The 18,361-nt window shown below is 32.7% G+C and carries 18 protein-coding genes; 11 read left to right on the top strand and 7 right to left on the bottom strand.

Features of this window, described 5'->3' with window-relative positions:
- Positions 1-73: 73 nt before the first annotated feature.
- Positions 74-577 (bottom strand): dihydrofolate reductase, encoded by a 504-nt coding sequence (locus tag QYS49_RS10630; RefSeq protein WP_308347214.1) that lies wholly within the window; start codon positions 575-577, stop codon positions 74-76.
- A 150-nt stretch (positions 578-727) separates the two neighbouring features.
- Between QYS49_RS10630 and QYS49_RS10635 the strand changes: the two genes are divergently transcribed.
- Together QYS49_RS10635 and QYS49_RS10640 are read left to right on the top strand one after the other, a co-directional pair.
- Positions 728-1,588 carry a fructosamine kinase family protein gene (locus QYS49_RS10635; protein ID WP_308347215.1) on the top strand — a complete coding sequence of 287 codons (861 nt, stop codon included), beginning with the start codon at positions 728-730 and terminating at the stop codon, positions 1,586-1,588.
- Positions 1,589-1,761: 173 nt separating this feature from the next.
- Positions 1,762-2,127 carry a hypothetical protein gene (locus QYS49_RS10640; RefSeq protein WP_308347216.1) on the top strand — a complete coding sequence of 122 codons (366 nt, stop codon included), beginning with the start codon at positions 1,762-1,764 and terminating at the stop codon, positions 2,125-2,127.
- A gap of 97 nt (positions 2,128-2,224) precedes the next feature.
- On the opposite strand, the gene QYS49_RS10645 is transcribed toward QYS49_RS10640, so the two are convergent.
- Positions 2,225-3,952 carry an alanine/glycine:cation symporter family protein gene (locus QYS49_RS10645; RefSeq protein WP_308347217.1) on the bottom strand — a complete coding sequence of 576 codons (1,728 nt, stop codon included), beginning with the start codon at positions 3,950-3,952 and terminating at the stop codon, positions 2,225-2,227.
- Between the two features lie 249 nt (positions 3,953-4,201).
- Between QYS49_RS10645 and QYS49_RS10650 the strand changes: the two genes are divergently transcribed.
- The 8 genes from QYS49_RS10650 (at position 4,202) to QYS49_RS10685 (ending at position 10,162) form a co-directional block, all read left to right on the top strand.
- A complete protein-coding gene (locus tag QYS49_RS10650; RefSeq protein WP_308347218.1) occupies positions 4,202-5,062 on the top strand; it encodes a hypothetical protein in 861 nt (286 codons plus the stop codon).
- Positions 5,063-5,064: 2 nt separating this feature from the next.
- Complete coding sequence (locus QYS49_RS10655) at positions 5,065-5,487, top strand: DUF2141 domain-containing protein (protein WP_308347219.1); 423 nt, start codon at positions 5,065-5,067, stop codon at positions 5,485-5,487.
- Positions 5,488-5,596: 109 nt separating this feature from the next.
- Complete coding sequence (locus QYS49_RS10660) at positions 5,597-6,067, top strand: hypothetical protein (protein ID WP_308347220.1); 471 nt, start codon at positions 5,597-5,599, stop codon at positions 6,065-6,067.
- Positions 6,068-6,073: 6 nt separating this feature from the next.
- Positions 6,074-6,856: a tRNA pseudouridine(38-40) synthase TruA gene (truA, locus tag QYS49_RS10665; RefSeq protein WP_308347221.1), complete on the top strand. Its 783-nt coding sequence runs from the start codon at positions 6,074-6,076 to the stop codon at positions 6,854-6,856.
- A 516-nt stretch (positions 6,857-7,372) separates the two neighbouring features.
- Complete coding sequence (locus tag QYS49_RS10670; RefSeq protein WP_308347222.1) at positions 7,373-7,777, top strand: hypothetical protein; 405 nt, start codon at positions 7,373-7,375, stop codon at positions 7,775-7,777.
- 89 nt (positions 7,778-7,866) lie between these two features.
- Complete coding sequence (locus QYS49_RS10675) at positions 7,867-8,289, top strand: hypothetical protein (protein ID WP_308347223.1); 423 nt, start codon at positions 7,867-7,869, stop codon at positions 8,287-8,289.
- Positions 8,290-8,445: 156 nt separating this feature from the next.
- On the top strand, positions 8,446-9,612 hold the full coding sequence (locus QYS49_RS10680; RefSeq protein WP_308347224.1) for an outer membrane protein assembly factor BamB family protein: 1,167 nt from the start codon (positions 8,446-8,448) through the stop codon (positions 9,610-9,612).
- Between the two features lies 1 nt (position 9,613).
- Positions 9,614-10,162 (top strand): hypothetical protein, encoded by a 549-nt coding sequence (locus QYS49_RS10685; RefSeq protein WP_308347225.1) that lies wholly within the window; start codon positions 9,614-9,616, stop codon positions 10,160-10,162.
- Between the two features lie 183 nt (positions 10,163-10,345).
- On the opposite strand, the gene cysM is transcribed toward QYS49_RS10685, so the two are convergent.
- Genes cysM through QYS49_RS10705 form a run of 4 tightly spaced genes read right to left on the bottom strand, consistent with a single transcriptional unit; the run spans position 10,346 to position 13,945 of the window.
- Positions 10,346-11,227 carry a cysteine synthase CysM gene (gene cysM, locus QYS49_RS10690; RefSeq protein WP_308347226.1) on the bottom strand — a complete coding sequence of 294 codons (882 nt, stop codon included), beginning with the start codon at positions 11,225-11,227 and terminating at the stop codon, positions 10,346-10,348.
- A 1-nt stretch (position 11,228) separates the two neighbouring features.
- Complete coding sequence (gene epsC, locus QYS49_RS10695; protein ID WP_308347227.1) at positions 11,229-12,041, bottom strand: serine O-acetyltransferase EpsC; 813 nt, start codon at positions 12,039-12,041, stop codon at positions 11,229-11,231.
- A 3-nt stretch (positions 12,042-12,044) separates the two neighbouring features.
- Positions 12,045-13,064, bottom strand: a complete 1,020-nt coding sequence (locus QYS49_RS10700; RefSeq protein WP_308347228.1) for a pirin family protein — start codon at positions 13,062-13,064, stop codon at positions 12,045-12,047.
- Between the two features lie 50 nt (positions 13,065-13,114).
- Positions 13,115-13,945, bottom strand: a complete 831-nt coding sequence (locus QYS49_RS10705; RefSeq protein ID WP_308347229.1) for an ion transporter — start codon at positions 13,943-13,945, stop codon at positions 13,115-13,117.
- 146 nt (positions 13,946-14,091) lie between these two features.
- On the opposite strand from QYS49_RS10705, the gene QYS49_RS10710 reads away from it, so the two are divergent.
- The gene (locus tag QYS49_RS10710) at positions 14,092-16,113 is read left to right on the top strand and encodes a transporter substrate-binding domain-containing protein (RefSeq protein WP_308347230.1); all 2,022 of its coding nucleotides are present in this window, start codon (positions 14,092-14,094) and stop codon (positions 16,111-16,113) included.
- A gap of 1 nt (position 16,114) precedes the next feature.
- Here the strand turns inward: QYS49_RS10710 and QYS49_RS10715 are convergent, their stop codons facing one another.
- Positions 16,115-18,109, bottom strand: a complete 1,995-nt coding sequence (locus QYS49_RS10715; protein WP_308347231.1) for a tetratricopeptide repeat-containing sensor histidine kinase — start codon at positions 18,107-18,109, stop codon at positions 16,115-16,117.
- Positions 18,110-18,361: the final 252 nt, after the last annotated feature.

The following is an 18,361-nucleotide window of genomic DNA, read 5'->3' on the forward strand; positions in this document are numbered from 1 at the left end:
TTACCTAAGTTTATAAATATACCTAAAAGAAAATTATTTAACAAAAAGGTTGATTTCTAATTGGTTTAAATATTCATATTCTCTCATAAACTACATAATCGAACTCAAAAGTATGTCGGTCATCTGTAGGATGGTGTTCTCTACTTACTTCTTTCCAATTAGTTTGGTCAAATTCAGGAAAATAAGCTTCTGCATCAGGGAATTCAGCATTAACTTCAGTGATGTATAATCGATCTGCATATTTCAATCCTTGCTCATAAATTTGACCACCACCGATTATAAATAATTCTTCTTCATTATTTTCTTTTGCAAAAGAGATTCCATCTTCAATAGTATGAAATACTTTTACGCCATCATGTTGCCAATCTTTATTTCTGGTAATTACAATATTGATTCTTTTTGGAAGTGGTTGGTACTTTTCACCTAGAGAGTCGAAATTTTTTCTCCCCATTAAGATGTGATGATTGCGGGTTTTATCTTTAAAATACTTTAAATCATCAGGCAAGTGCCAAATCATGTCGTTGTCTTTTCCAATGGCATTATCATTGGCCTTTGCCACTATCATTGATATTTTCATTTGGTAATTTTTTTTAGAACTTTAAATTAAGGAATTATAGTGAGGTCTATAAATTTAATGATAATGTGAATTACACACAATTTTTTAGACTTCTTAATGCATACGTAAATAAATTAATTTGAATATATAATCAATTAAAAGGACTGATATATGCTTCCAAAATCTATTAGAGTATTTTTAAATTCGTTTCATCACAGGGAAATTAGTCAGTTTTCTTCAGTAGGTGGAGGAAGTATTAATGATGCCTATCGTTATTCTATTGAGGGTGATGAATACTTCATAAAGTTGAATAATCAAGTAAAAGGTATAATTGAAAAGGAGGTTGATGGACTTAAAGCTATTTCAAGATTAGATTGTATTGCTACACCAGAAGTAATAGCTTTTGAAAAAATTGATAACTATGAAGTTTTGGTTTTGCCTTTTATTAAAGGAGGTTTAAAAACACTGAAGGCTTGGGATAATTTTGGAAAGCAATTGGCGGAAATGCACAAAAAACCGGCTCCATATTACGGTTGGAATAACAGCAACTTTATTGGAAGCTTGCCTCAAGCTAATAAGCCAGCATCTGATTTTATTGATTTTTTCATTGAACAAAGAATTAGACCTCAAATTGATTTAGCCTTAAAACAACATTACTTTTCAAATGATGAAATTAATCAGTTTGAAATGCTATTTAAAAAGCTCAATGAAATATTACCTGATACAAAACCTTCCTTAGTTCATGGAGATTTATGGAGCGGTAATTTCATGATAGGAGAGAAGGAAACGCCCTATTTGATTGATCCATCTGTTCATTATAATTTTAGGGAAACTGATTTGGCTTTTACTCACCTTTTTGGAGGCTTTGATAAAAAATTCTATGAAGCATACAATCAACACTTCCCATTAGAACCTGGATTTCAAGAGAGAATTTCGCTTTACAATATTTATCCTTTACTAGTTCATTTGAATTTATTTGGTAAAGGATATTATGGTTCAGTAATGAAAAACCTCAATCTGTATGTAAGATAATTGTCCGCACTTGGGATTTTATATGTTCATTAGTGAACACTTTTGCAGTTTCTAAAACCCCTGAAACCCATTTTAATGCGTTTAAACGCATATCTGCAACTATTCAATTTTTGGCAGCGTCTTAGCTATAGATACAATAACAAAACAATATTTTAACAAAAAATCAAAAAAAAATGAAAACTATTAAGACCACCGCCAAAATGATTGCTTTAACCTTAATAATGGGTTTAGCAATTAACGTAACTGCTTATGCAAGTTCAGATGAATTGTCAACTAATCCATTTTATTCTGATGAAGAAATGATTAGTCTATTAGAATTGGATAGTAAATTCGATCAGCTTGAAGCTGATTTAAGAAAAGAAGGAGTTTTAGAATGTGCAAATACTGAAATCATTGTTGTTTTAGGTGAGAATGATGAAATCATTTACCGAGGAAGTCATCAGTTAGAAGATGCAAACAATGCGTTTTTAACAAGACTTTTGACAAAAGCAGATTTCATTATGTCATCAGGAGGTGAAAACTTCTACAAAGTATTCTAAGTTATTCTCAACTCTAAATTTAATTTTATGGAATATCTATAAAAAAGGCTGCCCCCAAAAAGGACAGCCTTTAAAATTTCCTCTAAAATCTAAACTCTTATTTAAACTTAGGATGTTTTTTACCTGGGAAATTCTCCTCAAAGAAATCTCCATATTCCCCAATGGTTTTCTTCATATCCTTTCTTAACCATAAGATGCCTATTAAGTTAGGAATAGTCATTAAAGCAATTGTAATAGCAGATAATGTCCAGATAATGGTAGTATCTTGGAAAGCAGCAAAGAAAAATGCCACCACATAAACTATTCTATAGTAAATCACCGATTTAGGACCGAATAAATAAGTCATTGCTCTATCTCCATAATAAGACCAACTAATGGCAGTACTAAAAGCAAATAGAAGTAATCCTATAGAAACAATGTATTGCCCATAATCTCCAAAAAACCCTCTATTGAAAGCTAAGGCTGTTAAAGGTGCACTATGGACTAAGGACTCTCCAATGAACTTGATTGGTCTATCATCTGATACTTTACCATTTGTAATAGCTACTGAACCTGTAAATACCTCATCGGTTAACAAATCTTCATCTTTATAAATCATAATGTTATCTGCAAAACTTCTACTATGAATAAAGGTGAAATCATCATTGTTTTGGATTTTACCATCTACAACTTCTATTTTCCCTGTATAGGTAGGAAGTTTTTCTTCATCATTAATATGAAGATATATTTTGTTTTTATGTTCTTCATTCGATTCAACATATTGCTTTTCTAATATTTCAATTTCAGAATATTCAAAATTGTTGACATGTTTTTCATTCCAAGCACCTGAAGATAAAAGAACTAATCCTGTAACAGTACATATAATTATAGTATCAATAAATGGCTCTAAGATAGCTACCATTCCTTCTGAAAGTGGTTCGTTTGCTTTTGCCGAAGCGTGAGCAATTGGAGCAGAACCCTGACCCGCTTCATTGGAGAATAATCCTCTGTTTACACCTCTGTTAAATGCATAAGCGATATTTGCACCAATAAATCCGCCAGTGGCAGCAGAACCCGTAAACACATCACCAAAAATGGCGATAAGTGAAGGGATAATGTTTTCGTAATTGAAAAGGATAACTGCAAATGCGCCAATGAAATAAATAATAGCCATTGCCGGTACCAATTTTGAAGTTACTGCTGCAATTCTTTTAATTCCTCCAATGATTACCAATGCTAAAAATACAGCTAATACGGCTCCAGTAAGCATTTGGTCAATTCCAAATGTGGCTAACATAGTGCTGGAGATACTATTGATTTGTGGCAAACTACCAGTTCCAAATGATGATAAAACGGTTGCAAATGCAAAGATCGCAGCTAACCATTTCATATTCACTTTTTTACCTTTAAGTGTGAAATTGGCATTTTTCATGTAGTACATTGGGCCACCGGCCATAGTACCATCACTTAATTTGGTTCTGTACTTATGCGAAAGCGAAACTTCCACAAATTTTGTACACATACCAATTGCTGCTGTAACTAGCATCCAGAATAAGGCTGCAGGTCCTCCTAAGTGGATGGCGAACGCTACACCCGCAATGTTTCCAGTTCCTACTGTTCCTGATAATGCTGTAGCTAAAGCTTGAAAGTGAGAAGTATCACCTGGTAAATCTTTTCTATCAAATTTTCCGCTAACGATTTTTAAAGCGTGCTTGAAAAAGCGAATTTGAGGGAATTTTAAATAGAAGGTGAAAAATAAACCCGTACCTAATAGGGCATAAGGAAACCATGTTGCGCTTCCTATAAAACTGTCAATAAAGATCAGGAAATTATTTACTTCTTGCATAAAGCTTATAGTTCAATCAGTCAATTTTTTTTGAGAATGGGGACAAAACTAACAAATTTTAATTTAGATAATAGATTTGATGCCACTGTTTTTATAATTGGCAATAAGAAATGATGAGTTTATGTTGTTTTACATAAGTTTATTTGGTTAATTCTAGAACAATGATAATTCAAATAAGTACACATATTTTTCTATTTAACTGAATTGAGTATATATTTGACTAAATCTTATAATTGCATAAACAGAACCATGAAGCACTTACTTATTTTCAGTTTAATTTTCATTAACCCTTTGTTAACTCAAGCTCAATTTGAATTGGATAGCTTAAAACAGAAGTGGAAAGATGTTGGCAGAGAGTCCATAGAAGGAGTATATTCTTTATCCGCAAACAACAGATCCTATTCCATTGCTTTAGCTAAAGAGAATGATGTATATAAATTGGTGTATCTCGAAGGAAGCTTAGATAATTGGGTTTATGGCGATTTAAAAGGAATGATTGCAAAATCCGAGGAAATGTATGAAGGTAGATGGAATGCAGGAAAACCAACTAAACCGAATTTGGAGGATATTAAAATAGTCTTTGGTAACAAAAAATTTATACTCTATTGGTCTGATTGGTCAATTGATGAATTTAAAATGACATATCCTGAAAAAGCTAAAGAGCCAACAGATATGGATAAGGTATTTATGGATGAAGCTTTCAAACGAGATGAAATTTCTATACCCATCCAAATAAGTGATTCTGGCTCTGTGGAAATTCCGGTGATGATCAATGATGTTTTAAAAATTTATGTTGGCTTAGAAAAAACTTCAAATGAAGTGATAGTTTCAAAAGATATAGCCAAAACACTGATTCAAACCAAAACGCTAGGCTATAAAGAATGGAAAGAGGGGAATTATTATCAGTTTATTGATGAAAATAAACCTTTTGAAGCACCCCATATTTTTAATCTAAATTCTTTAGCTTTCGGAGAAGAACAATTAACTAATCTTGAAGCCGTTATCTCAGAAGATATCTCTAGATCTATGTTGATAAGCTTTGATGTTTTAGAACGTTTTGGAAAAGTGAACATTGATATGGAAAAGATGTTACTTACTATAAAACCTTAATCATGATTTTAAGCCAATATCTCATAATTTTATTTTCATTTATTGTTCAGCCTTCATCTCCTACTCTAGAATTAGAAATAGGAGAGTTCAGAAATACGAAAGGGCATGTTTTGATCTCTATATTCGACAACGCTAATGATTATCCTGAAAATGGAGAAAAAGCATTTGTTAACAAAAAGATCAAAGTAACGCAAAAGACTCATACAATTACCATTGAGGATTTGCCTCAGGGTGAATATGCAGTAGTTTTTCTACATGATGAGAATGATAATGAAGAAATGGATACTAATTTTGTAGGTGCTCCAGAGGAAGGTTATGGTGCAAGCAATGATGCGGTCAATACGTTCAGTGCACCAAAATATGAGGAAGCCAAATTCCTTTTGGAGGGCGAAAAGAAATCTTTGAAATTGAAAATATTTTATTAAATAACGCCTCTTCGGCAATTACACGAGAATCATTGGTGTCAATCTGAAAACCAGAATCAATTGACTATCCTTTGTGTAAATTAATTTTAGAATCCATATAATCTAACCTATGCGTTTAAACTATTTATTGATACTTACCTCATTTTTGATGTTCTCTTGTGGACAAAATGAAGCTCAGAAGGACACACAAGATCCACTTTGGGATTTAGAGCAGCAAGTTTTTGAAAAGGGTGAAAATATTGAAATTGATGAAATCAATAAATCTCTAGAGAAAGCAACCACTATGCGCTTGAGTTGGGCTTACAGTCCCATCACAATAGCCATAAGAGTTGCAGGACAGCAAATGATCAGTCCAGAGGTAAAGATTTTAGCTAAAAGCAAATCGGGCAATGAGTTGATTACACATGCAGTAGTGATGATTGAAAAAAGGAATTTACAGGATGATTCGGTAAAAGACGAATATTACCGAGTTGAATTGAAACTAGGCGGAAGTATTTGGCAAGTGATGGATATCAAAAAAGCTTGGAGTTGTAGAGCTAACAGAGGACATAGTGAAGTGAATTCCGAACTTTGTAAATAAATCCTAATGGCTTCTCGTTTCGATTATTTCTATTTAGTTGAAATTCAATACCTCGGATTTCGTTATCATGGATGGCAGTTTCAGCATGGATTAAAAACCCTTCAGGGAATGCTGGAAAAAACTTTCACATTCCTTTTTAAAGATGAGAAATTCAAAATATTGGGCTCTGGCCGTACAGATGCAATGGTTTCAGCTCAATCTGCCTATTTTGAATTATTCACTAATCAAGAATTAGACTTGGAAGCTTTTCAAAAAGAGTTAGATGAAAATCTTCCGCCTGATATTAAAGTGATCAATATAAAGACAGTTGATAATAAATTCAATGTTATTCAAGATGTAATTCAAAAAACTTACCATTACTATTTTGCTTCCGTGGAAGAGAAATATCCTTTTGCTTCTCCATTTATGAATTGTCTTCAACATCCTTTAGATTTTTCTAAAATGAAAGAGGCAGCAAAACTTTTTGAAGGAGAACGCGAGTTTAAATATTTCATGGTAGGTGAATCTGAAAATAAAAATACAGTTCGTAAAATAAAAGAGAGTAGGATAGAGGAGAATATGGAATTGACTGCCAGTTTTTTTCCGCAAGAGAGCTTTGTGTTTATCGTGACAGGAAAAGGATTTATGCGCTATCAAATTCGCTTGATGATGGGCGCATTGATCAGGGTTGGTAGAAATGAAATTTCCTTGCAAGATCTTGAAAATGCCCTGCAAGGAAACCCTCCTAGTTTTGAGAAATTAAATGCTGCCGCTTCGGGCTTGATGGTGAAAGAGGTTGAATTCAAATAATTTCTATTTCCTCTTGCACTTATTAAGACATGTTTGCGCAGACAGGTATTTTCATAAACTAAGTATTATGTAATTTTTTTTCACTTTGGCTTAAACCTTGATGCCTTTTATAGATAAACTTACTACATAGGCAATTAACAAAGTTTTTCTCCATTTAGAATGTATTTATCACAGTACATTTTATGATAAGCAAGAAGTATTAGTACAATAATGATGTAATATTTATTTGGATTATTAAACTTTATTAAGTTTGTTTACGAAAGTATTAACCAAAAACTTATATAAAGTCATGAAAAAACCTATCAAGACCCTTTTATTAGGGGTGAATATCTCTATTATTATTCCACTTCTTATGATGCTGTTTTGAGTTTTGTACACATTTTTTTTTAATGAAATGTACCTATGAAATAGTCATAAATCCTGCATACCAACCGAAATGAATATAAGGAAGGTTTGTAAAACAGACTTTTGAACTTTGACTATTCCATGAGGTAATTTTAATACAGTTATATACACATGAAACAATTAATTAAATTCATCTTGATTTTATCTATGTTTATCGTAAACTCTTGTAAAGAACAGGATACCCAGACAGATTGTGGTTGTGAGGGGAAAATTCAGTTTACTATAGAAGAAAGTGATGCACAGAGTGGCTTTCTATATATAAACGATGATAACTCAAATGATAATGTACCGGATTATAATTATGGAATATGGTTTCCCAAAGAAAATTGCTCAAACTGCATTCAACGTTTTTTAATATGCAACGACCAATTCATCACTGATATTAAAGAAAATCTAAAATACCCAGGAATAGAGGTTGTTTTTTCTGGGACAGTCAAAAATCTCTGTAATGAGCCTTTTAGACCTGCAGGAACAACTTACAATTATCTATCACTATCTAAAATAGAAAAACTATAAAGAACACACTTACCATCTTACTATTTCTCTTATCGCTCCAAGTTTTTGGACAGGACACCTTAAAATTAATTGGATCTAATCAAAATGAAATGGTTTTCACAACTTCGGCTGAGAAGTATTTATTGCACTTTAAAGAGGAGAGTCAAATAAACATCCAGAAATCTTTCCAAAATAATTTCATATCAATTTCAAATGAATATGCCATTGTGACAGTGGATGATAATCAGTCTATAGCCAGAAAAATCCAATCACTTAAAAACTCAAATACTCAGTCAAACTTATCTCAAGAACCTGTTCTTGTTTACAAAGATGGAATTGAACAAATATTTATTCAAGAAATGATGATTAAATTAAACGGAACAACAACACTTGAGAAGCTATTAAAAAACTTTGAGTATTCCTCAACAGAGAATGATTTTGTTAAAGGTCAATATTTGGTTAAATTCAAAAGTCTTACCACTAGGGAATGGATTGATCCCTTTAAGTTCACAAAGAATGAATGGAATGAATGAAAGTGATGTATATACTGCGGAAGGGGTTAATCACTTGGAGGTGGGGAACCATCCGGAGATGACAGAGATTTTAAATGACATATTCAATAGAACAGACCCGCCATTTACTAGGAATATTAGATAATTATGAAATGTTTATATTTGATTATTGGCTGCATGAGCTTAATAAGCTCATGTAGTTTGTTTAAAGATGAAGATCCAAGTAAAGATTTTTATCAACCACTTTGGGGATACAACTTCAACATAGGCTATTATTCCTCCATTGATCCTATTCTATACAGTGATAAAGTTATTTTCTCAGCTTTAGATGAAAAGAAAAATGACTTTTCAGCAAATAGTACACTTGAAGCCTTTGATAAAGAGGAAGGAAATTTGATTTGGAGATGGGATAATAATATTCCCGTTCAGTATGATAAATTTTTAAATATACATGAATATTATATTAATAATCAAGTATTATATATTTCATCAGGATGGGAATATGGTATTAATTTGGGTACTGGGGAGACACTATTTGATAATAACCATACCAAATCCAACGGGGTTAGCTTTTATGGTAAAGATAATTGGATCTTCACAAATTTCACCACTAGTGATAACTCATACGAGAGTATTGAATTTACAGAGAGAAATAATTTTGAATGGAAAGTTCTATTAGAAAGTAGAAATAGAGATACTTCTATTTATTATTATAGACATACATTATTTGATGATTTTTTTCCTAATCGAATTTATTTCCCTTATACCAAATGGAACGGTGAAGAAAGCAGACCAAATCTTCTCATTTATGATTTTGAAAATAAAAAAGTAATTCTTGATGAACCCATTTCCATTATGGAAGGCAATCATTTTATTGATAATAAGCCTGTATTAAATGGAAATAAAATTTACCTTCCCATACATGGTTTGGTTGCCTGTATAAATAAAAACACCAGTGAGCTGATATGGCAGAAAAAGGTAAATGGAAATACTTCGGCATCAGGACTTTTATATGCGGGAAATAATTTATTATATGTCAAGGCTGAGTTTGGGTTGTATTGTATTGATCCTGAAAATGGAAATACCCTTTGGAGTAATGAGGGAAGCGGTGAGGGTAATGCCAGTAGGTTGCAGTATCATAACGATGTGATTTACTATATTGGGGGAGCTAAGTTTAATGCTGTTGATGCCAGCACGGGTGAAAAACTTTTGTCTTTTGAAGCTCCTTCTAGGGCGGATGATGATGGTGCTTTCTTTCAAGGAGTAATGACTATCGACCATGAAAATGACAAAATTTATACCGCCAGCTATACACATGCATATTGTTACCCTACTTTGAGATGATATGAAAAGATTTACATTTACTCTTTTGCTTTTAATAACAATTATTACTGCTCAATCAGAGCTCTTTGCACAGTCAAATGTTCCTGATTCTAAATATAAAATGCTGTTTAAGATTAGTTCAGGTTATCCTGGTATTTTGTATTTGGATGAGTTGACACAGCCTACCCGTTATGAACGAGAAGCCATAGTGCCATTATCAGCTCAAATTGATTATGCCTTTTTACCTCGTATTTCTGCCACATTCTACTTCGGCTATGAATATGAAAAAGTCTCTGGAACACTCACTGATTTTCCTGGCCCTACTAAAAGCCTTGTAACAGGTCTTGGTTTAGAGTATCATTTCATTCGAAACCATGACCTTAGATGGATCGATCCTTACGGAGGGATAACCTTCTATTATTACGATACTAATTATATCCCAAAAGGAATTTCACCTGCTTTCAGAATAGGCGCTAACTTTTTTATTTATAAAAATATAGGAGCTAACATTAATGTTGGAGTTGGAGCTGCACTAGTTGAAGCTGGCATTATTTATGGATTAGACTTTTAACTAATTGGGCTAACTTAACATATTTTTTCTGCCCCTCTGTTTGTCCTTTGCGAAATTCTTAGAGATCTCAGTGGTTAATGAAAACAGCCTTAGGCTGTCTTTTTGTTTCTATTGTTTCAAAGTTTAAAATATAGCGTTACAGGTCTAACCAGAAGCGAGAACAAAATAATTAACGAATTGAATTTAAGCCTTAAACAAATCCGAACTTAAATAGCGATCTCCTCGGTCGCAGGTGATGCACACTATAACACCCGATTCAATTTCTTCTGCGATTTGCAATGCAGCATAAAGTGCACCGCCACTGCTCATCCCAGCTAATATGCCTTCTTCTTTCGCCATTCTTTGGGTCATCTTTGTGGCATTTTCTTCACTGATGTCAATAGTTCTATCCACTCTTTCTGCTTCAAATATTTTAGGCAAAAACTCTGGAGACCATCTTCTTATTCCTGGGATTCTAGAACCATCAGTTGGTTGCGTGCCCACAATTTGAATATTGGGATTTTGTTCTTTCAAATAGCGAGAAACGCCCATAATAGTACCAGTTGTCCCCATAGCTGAAACAAAATGCGTTATTTTACCCTTTGTATCATTCCATATTTCAGGACCTGTTGTTTTATAATGCTGTTTGTAATTATCAGGATTTCCAAATTGATTGAGCATATAATACTCTCCCGTTGCGGCCATTTCTTCCGCAACAGTCCTTGAATATTCTATTGTGCCTTCAGCTTTAGTTAAAATAACTTTTGCTCCATAAGCTTCCATGCTTTGAATTCTTTCAGCAGTGGAGTTTTCCGGCATAATTAAAGTCATATGCAAACCTTTCAGTTTAGCAATCATCGCTAAAGCAATCCCTGTATTTCCACTGGTGGCTTCTACCAATTTATCTCCAGCTTTAATATCCCCTCTCTCCAATGCTGCGCCAATCATTCCTAATGCCGCGCGATCCTTTACGCTACCTCCAGGATTCTGCCCTTCCAGTTTGCAATAAATCTTTACATTTTTATTGGTGGGTATGTTTTTCAATTCCACTATGGGAGTATTGCCTACTAGATCTTCTACAAACATATTAGTCTAAATGAGTTTTATGTAAATGCTTATTTTCTGAATCATAATAAAGTCTGGAATGCGGTTCCAGGCTTTTAGTGATCCAACTGTTTCCACCAATGATGCAATGATCTCCAATAATTGTTTTGCCACCTAAAATTGTAGCATTCGCATATATCACTACATTGTTTCCTATTGTTGGATGTCTTTTTTGGCTTGCATTTTCCTTTCTAACACTAGTTGCTCCTAGTGTAACACCCTGATAGATTTTAACATTATTGCCAATATCGGTTGTTTCTCCAATTACAATTCCAGTTCCGTGGTCTACACAAAAATGATCGCCAATTTTCGCTGCCGGATGAATATCTACCCCAGTTTTACTATGAGCATGTTCACTTATGATCCGTGCAATTAAAACATAGCCTGCATTATAAATGCAATGCGCTATTCTATAAGCTGCAATAGCTTTAAATCCTGGATAAGTTTTAATGACTTCTAATCTGCTTTTTGCAGCAGGATCTCCATCGTAAATAGCACTGATATCTTTTTCTAAAGCTGACTTAATTTTGATCAATTCATTGAAAAGAACTTCTTCATCACCAGGATACTTTTTCTGGAGATTTTTACATCGCTTTTCTAAAAGATTATGCCATTCTGCTTTTAATTCAACGTATCTACTTTCTAGTTTAGATTTATCAGATATTTTCTCATTCCCATAATCTGGAAATATAAAGCCCAATAATGCCTCGTAAAATGAAATGATGCTGTCTGGCGAAGGACAGCCCAATGCATTTTGATGTTCTTTGTAAATACTATCTAAAAATTCTTCTTGCATGAATTAGTCTTTAATCTCTTCTCTTCCGTCTGCATGAATGGCAAATCTTCCTTTATTTTTATCATGAACATTTTCGTAAGAAGGCCAAGGCCATCCTCCGAACTCAGTTTTTTGAAATTCCATGATAGTTTCTCTAACCTCAGCAGGATAATTCAATACAAACGGTCCATGTTGAACAACAGGTTCGTTAATTGGTTTGCCTTGAAGCAATAATAATCTTGCTTCTTCATCACCATTTTTTAGCGTAATGTCAGCTCTTGCATCCAGATATGCGCTATGGTAATGCGGAAGATCAGTTTCATTTAACTTAAAATCTTTTCCCTTAAAGAAATATAAGTTTCTATTGATTTTATTTTGGCTAGTTGGTAAAGTGAATTCTGCTCCTGGCTCCATTTTTATATGCCAAATAGCCACTTCATTTTCTGGATTTGCTGCCCAAGAATCAGGAGCTGGTTTTGGAGCGGCTGCGTCCTCAATTTTACCTGCCATTACTTCAATCTCAGTTGATTTGCCATTAGTATCTTTATGTTTGTAAACTGGAATAGTATCTTTCCAAAGCATGGCAAAGTGAGGCTCTACCTTTTTGCTGTCTCTTGGTAAGTTCAACCATATCTGAAAAAGCTCTAATGGGTTTTCTTCATTTTCCTTTAGTAAGGGAAACATTTCAGAGTGTTGTACTCCTTTTCCAGCAGTCATCCATTGTACATCTCCGTTTCCAAATCTACCCGCAGCTCCTAATGAATCAGAGTGGTCAACTAAACCTTTTCTAACGGCTGTTACGGTTTCAAAACCACAATGCGGATGTGCTGGGAAGCCAGGAACTTTACTTCCATGATACATCCTCCATCCATCTTTTATGGTGAAATCTTGTCCTATCATTCTGCCATCTAAAGAAGCGGCAGGTCCCAAATCTTTATTTCCCTTAGGGAAGAAATCCTCATGATGAACACAAAACAAAAAGGGGTCTTGTGTTTGCCAAGGGAAGCTTAGTTTTTCTATTTTATTGATTCCTGAATTTTCCATGTAGCTACAACGATAATTATCTAATTATTGTTGATGAAAAATGATGTCATTTATGAATTAGAAGGTAATTTTTCTCCACAATTATGACAAAATTTTGCGAAATCACCATGTTGCTTAGCTCCACAGTGGTTGCAGCTTCTATTATCAACCTTAAATCTATTTCTATTCATTTCAGAAGTTACAATTCCAGTGGGTACTGCTATTATTCCATAGCCCATGATCATAATAAAAGAGGCAACAACTTGTCCTAATGGAGTGATAGGGGCAATATCTCCATAACCAACAGTAGTAAGTGTTACGATTGACCAATAAATTCCTTTAGGAATATCAGTGAAACCACTTTCAGGTGGTTCAATCAAATACATAATCGCGCCCATTATGGAAACTAAAATAAGTACTGTGGCAATAAACAGCGTGATCTTCTTTCTACTTGCTAATAGCGCGTTTGAAAGTTGAGAAGCTTCCCCTAAATATTGTGTGAGTTTGAATATTCGAAAAATCCTTAATAATCTAAGTCCTCTAATAATCATTAAAGACTGAGCACCCACAAAAACAAAAGCTAATAATGAAGGAAGAATTGACAGCAAATCTACTACACCAAAAAAGCTTTTTATGTAGTGCCAAGGCTTTTTTACAATGATTATTCTTAAGAAATATTCGATTAGAAAAAAACCTGTGAATATCCATTCAGCCCATAAAAAGTAAGTTCCATAGTTCAGTCGAATTCTACCCACACTTTCCAACACAACAGCCAATACGCTAAGGAAAATGGCTACTAATAAAAATGCATCAAAGAATTTACCCCAAAAGGTATCCGCCTTAAAAATAATGTTAAAGGTTTTTTCTTTCCATTTAGCACTGGTGTTCGCCTGTTCTTCCATATGTAAACTTTGATTATCTAAAATGTAATATTTTAATTGAAATATTATTCAAACTTTATAGTAGTTATAGTGTTTATTTTATAAAAATTATAACTTATATTTATTTGACTAGACATTAAATATAAGTTTTAGCTAAACATTGTTAAGTGAAATCACTATTAATAACCTTATTATTATCATTTATAATCCCTTCAACTTTATTAGGACAAGCTAAAAGTAATAATACTTTGCCTGAAAAATCAATTAATTATGGAATTGATAAAACCTATGAGCCTTATGAATTTGTAAATAATGAGGGTGAAGCTGCTGGTTTTAATGTTGATATTATAAAAGCAATTGGAAAAGAACTCAATTGGGAAGTTAAAGTTTATCCAGATGACTGGAAAGTAATAAGAGATAAATTGGAAAGCACAAATGAATTAGATGTAGCGACCTATTTTAAATCAGCAGGCAGGGAAGATAAAGTGTTGTTTTCAAGTCCCATCAGTTTAGTGTATTATTCCATTTTCACCCGGTCAGATAAAGAGCCTGTTGAAGATTTATTTAGTTTGTCAGGCAAAAAGGTGGCTATTCAAGAAGTTACAATAGTTGAAGAGTATTTTGATCAATTAGGCTTCTTAGATTTGAAGGAGCTTCAAACTTACTCTTCAGAATCCGAGGCTATAGATGCTGTAGTTAGAGGAGAAGCAGATTGTGCTATTACGTCCTTTATGACTACCAATTATAAGATGGAATTTGAAAACATTAAAAATATTCAATCTTCCAGCGACCCTGTTTTCATCACTGAATACTGCTTTGTGGTTAATAAAAAGGATTCCGCTATGCTTGACTCTTTAAACTGGGGATTAAGATTGGTGAAAGCATCAGGCGAATATGATCAATTATTTCAAAAATGGTTAACTCCCAAGAAAGGATGGTGGTCTCAGTATCAAGATATGGTCATCATGGTATTTGTCATTTTCTTATTGTTGTCGATAATGGCAGTGATCTATATCTATTCATTGCGAAATTTAGTTAAGAAAAAATCTCAGTTAATTAAAAATGAAATACAAACTAGAACAGAAACGGAATGGGAGCTCATAGAAAGTGAGAATTTAAGAAAGAAAATGGAGGATTTCACTTCCGTAATGCTTGTTGAGACTGATTTAGAACATAATATTACGCAAGCGCCTAAATTGTTTCATTCAATTTTGGGGTTTGATGAGGAAGATATTTTGGGAGTCAATATCCATCAATTGTTAAATGTTAAATCTGTAACAAAAGATAAAGAGATTAAAAGTGTTTTAATGAATAAGGAGTTTCCATATTTAGATGCTGAATATGAATTTAAATCTAGTTCCAATATTCCTGTTTGGATGGAAAGTAGTACTTCGCTTCTATATGATGAGAAAAAAAGAATAAAAGGATTTAAACAATTCTTAAAAGATATCACTCCACTAAAACAAGCAAATTTAAATTTGAAAGACTTAAACGCTGAGTTAGCTAATTTTATGTATAAGACTTCTCATGATGTTAGAGGCCCAATTGCTAACGTTTTAGGTTTGGTGAATTTAGGGAAAATGACTTCTAAAGATAAAGAGATTACAAGCTATTTTGGACTGATTGATAAAAGTGTTCAAAAGCTTGAACACATCTTTAACGATTTTAAAGAGGTAAGCTTTATTCTTCATGGAGATTTGAATATTACTACTTTTGGTTTGAAGGAATTAATAGATGAGGTTTCTAATTCTGTGTTTTTGAAGCGAAATAAAGATATCAATAAGGCAAGGATTAAAGTTAAGATAAATTCAGAATCCAATTTTATAACTTCCGACAGAGCTTTACTTAAAAGATTGTTTTATCAATTAATAGAGAATGTTTTTGAACATAATAACTACTACGATACTGAATTGAAAATTATTTTTGAAAAAGATAATTCATCGCAGTATAAGATTTATTTCGCTGATAATGGAGTAGGTATACCTGATGATCTTCAACATAAAGTTTTTGAAGTATTCTTTAAAGGAAAAAGAAGTGATATAAATATTGGAATGGGACTTTATATGGCAAAAAAAGTAGTCTCAAGGCTAGGTGGTGAATTAAATTTACAAAGTGAAATTGATTCAGGGACGACTATCGAAGTCATTTTACCAGTTAGACAAATGGCTGAGAATTTAAATTATAATTGAATTATTTAGGAATAGAAAATGAGAAGATAGTCCCTTTTCCTTCTTCACTTTTCACCCATATTTCACCACCATTTTTCTCTACAAATTCTTTACATAAAATAAGTCCTAAACCAGTTCCTTTTTCTTTTGCTGTTCCCTGAGTTGAATGTTTTGTATCTATTCTGAAAATTTTATTAGCAACCTCTTTCGGCATACCAACACCATTGTCAGCTATTTTTACTACATAACGATTTTTTTCTTCTACTACTCCCATTTTAATTTGTCCACCTTCTTCAGTGAATTTAATTGCGTTTGACAACAAATTTCTAATTACTGTGGTGATGGAGTTAGGATGAGCTTTTGCCGTTATGGATTTAGTATTTTTAACTTCAATGTTGATGTTTTTATTTTCTGCCTGTTTCTCTAGTAATTTTTTATTTTCATTCAATGTTTCAATAAGATCAAATTCTTCAGCGGTAAATTCTATATTTCCTGTCTGAGATCGAGACCATTGTAATAGGTTTTCCAATAAAGTAAAAAGATTTTTAATGGATTTATCTAAGTCTTTAGCTAACATTTGAATCTCTTCAGTACTCAAACTGCTAGTATGGTTCATCAATAGACCAGAGAAGGAGGTTAGCGAGTTTAAAGGACCTTTTAAATCATGACTGATAATAGAAAAGAATTTGTCTTTTGTTGCATTTAAGTCCTCTAATTCATCATTTTGAGCTTTTACTTTTAGGTTTGCTGCTTTTAGCCTAGAATTATTTTTTCTCTGTACTATAAATAGTGTCAGAATTAACAATAGGATTATGGCTATTAGTGCCACCATAATGATCAAGAAATTTTTGAATCTTTTCTCTTCTTCAAGTTCAAACTCCTTTTGAATTCTATTTAATTCTAATTGGTCAATTAAGCTTTGTTTTTGATTGATGGAGTATCGACTTTGCATTTTTAAAATACTTCTATCATTTTTCTCCTTTTGAAGAAAATCATCTAAGGCTTTGAATAATTCACTATAATCAAGCGCGTTCTTATAATCTCCTAAATCTTTATAAGTTTTGCTTAATAATGCATAAGTCTCCTGAACTAACTCTTGATTTTGTGAGCTCTGCGCCAATGGATTAGCTAATCTTAAATTAGCTAATGCTCTTTCAGCATTGTTTTTTTTCAAATAATATCGACCAACAGAATTATATAAAGCAGCTAACTGTGCTTCTGCATTTTTTATGTCTGTTAAGATATCTAGTGCAACCACATAATTTTCATAAGCTTTTTCGGAATTATCTTGCATCAAATATATGTCGCCTATGGCATTTAAGCATTCTGCTTCTTGCAAGGGTGATTTTATTCTCCTGTAAGTATCTAGAGCATTTTTATAATGAATTAAAGCTTTATCATATACATTTTCATTAGCATATATATCTGCTAAATCCGTATGAGCTTTTGCTTCAATTTTAGGTATTCTCTCTGCTTTGGCATATTGAAGAATATTTTGATGCTGTTCTATGGATTTACCTGTTTCTCCGGTGGCATAATAAGTATAACCTAAATTCTGATTGATATAAAGTCTGAGAGGAGGGATGTTGTAGTTTCTAAGTAGATTAGAAGCTTTTTCCAAAAACTCTTTACCATAATAATAATCTTCTACTTGTTCAAAAAGTTGATAAAAGCCGATATAGGTGAAAATTAAAGCTGATTCATTTTCTGTTGATTCATCTATTTCTAATGCTCTTATGAGCAGTGCCATCGCTTTTTCCAGATTGTTGGTTTTATGGATATGGATGAAAGCTAGCTCTTTTGAAATTTTACTTTCAATATCATTCCTGTCAATGTCCTTTGCAGATTGTAATTTTTCTTGTTTGTTTTCAAGTAATTCTTCTGCATTTGCTGTAGAAATGTGTTCTTCTAATGCCTTAAACCAATTCCAATCAGAAACAATAGTAGAATTCTGTGCATGCAGATAGCAGGTTGAAATGGAAAAAAACGTAAGTATTAAAATCGCTTTCTTAGACATTATGAATTAACATTAAATATCAAATTAAGCAAAATAATTCTGATAGTAAGTATTAGGTAAAGTGTTTTTTGACTAAAAGTCAAGATTTTTTGTATTGAATCAATCATGTTGATTTTTGATTCTAAAATGGCTTAGATTTATTTTAATTAGCGATTTTGAAGGTTATTCTTTAAAGCTAAATTATAGCCTGAGTCTAAAAGTTGATAAAAAATGTAATTAATTTAATAATAGATTTTAAATTTTAGATTAATG

Origin of the sequence: Marivirga salinae (genome assembly GCF_030503855.1) — a bacterium.
GTDB classification, from domain to species: domain Bacteria; phylum Bacteroidota; class Bacteroidia; order Cytophagales; family Cyclobacteriaceae; genus Marivirga; species Marivirga salinarum.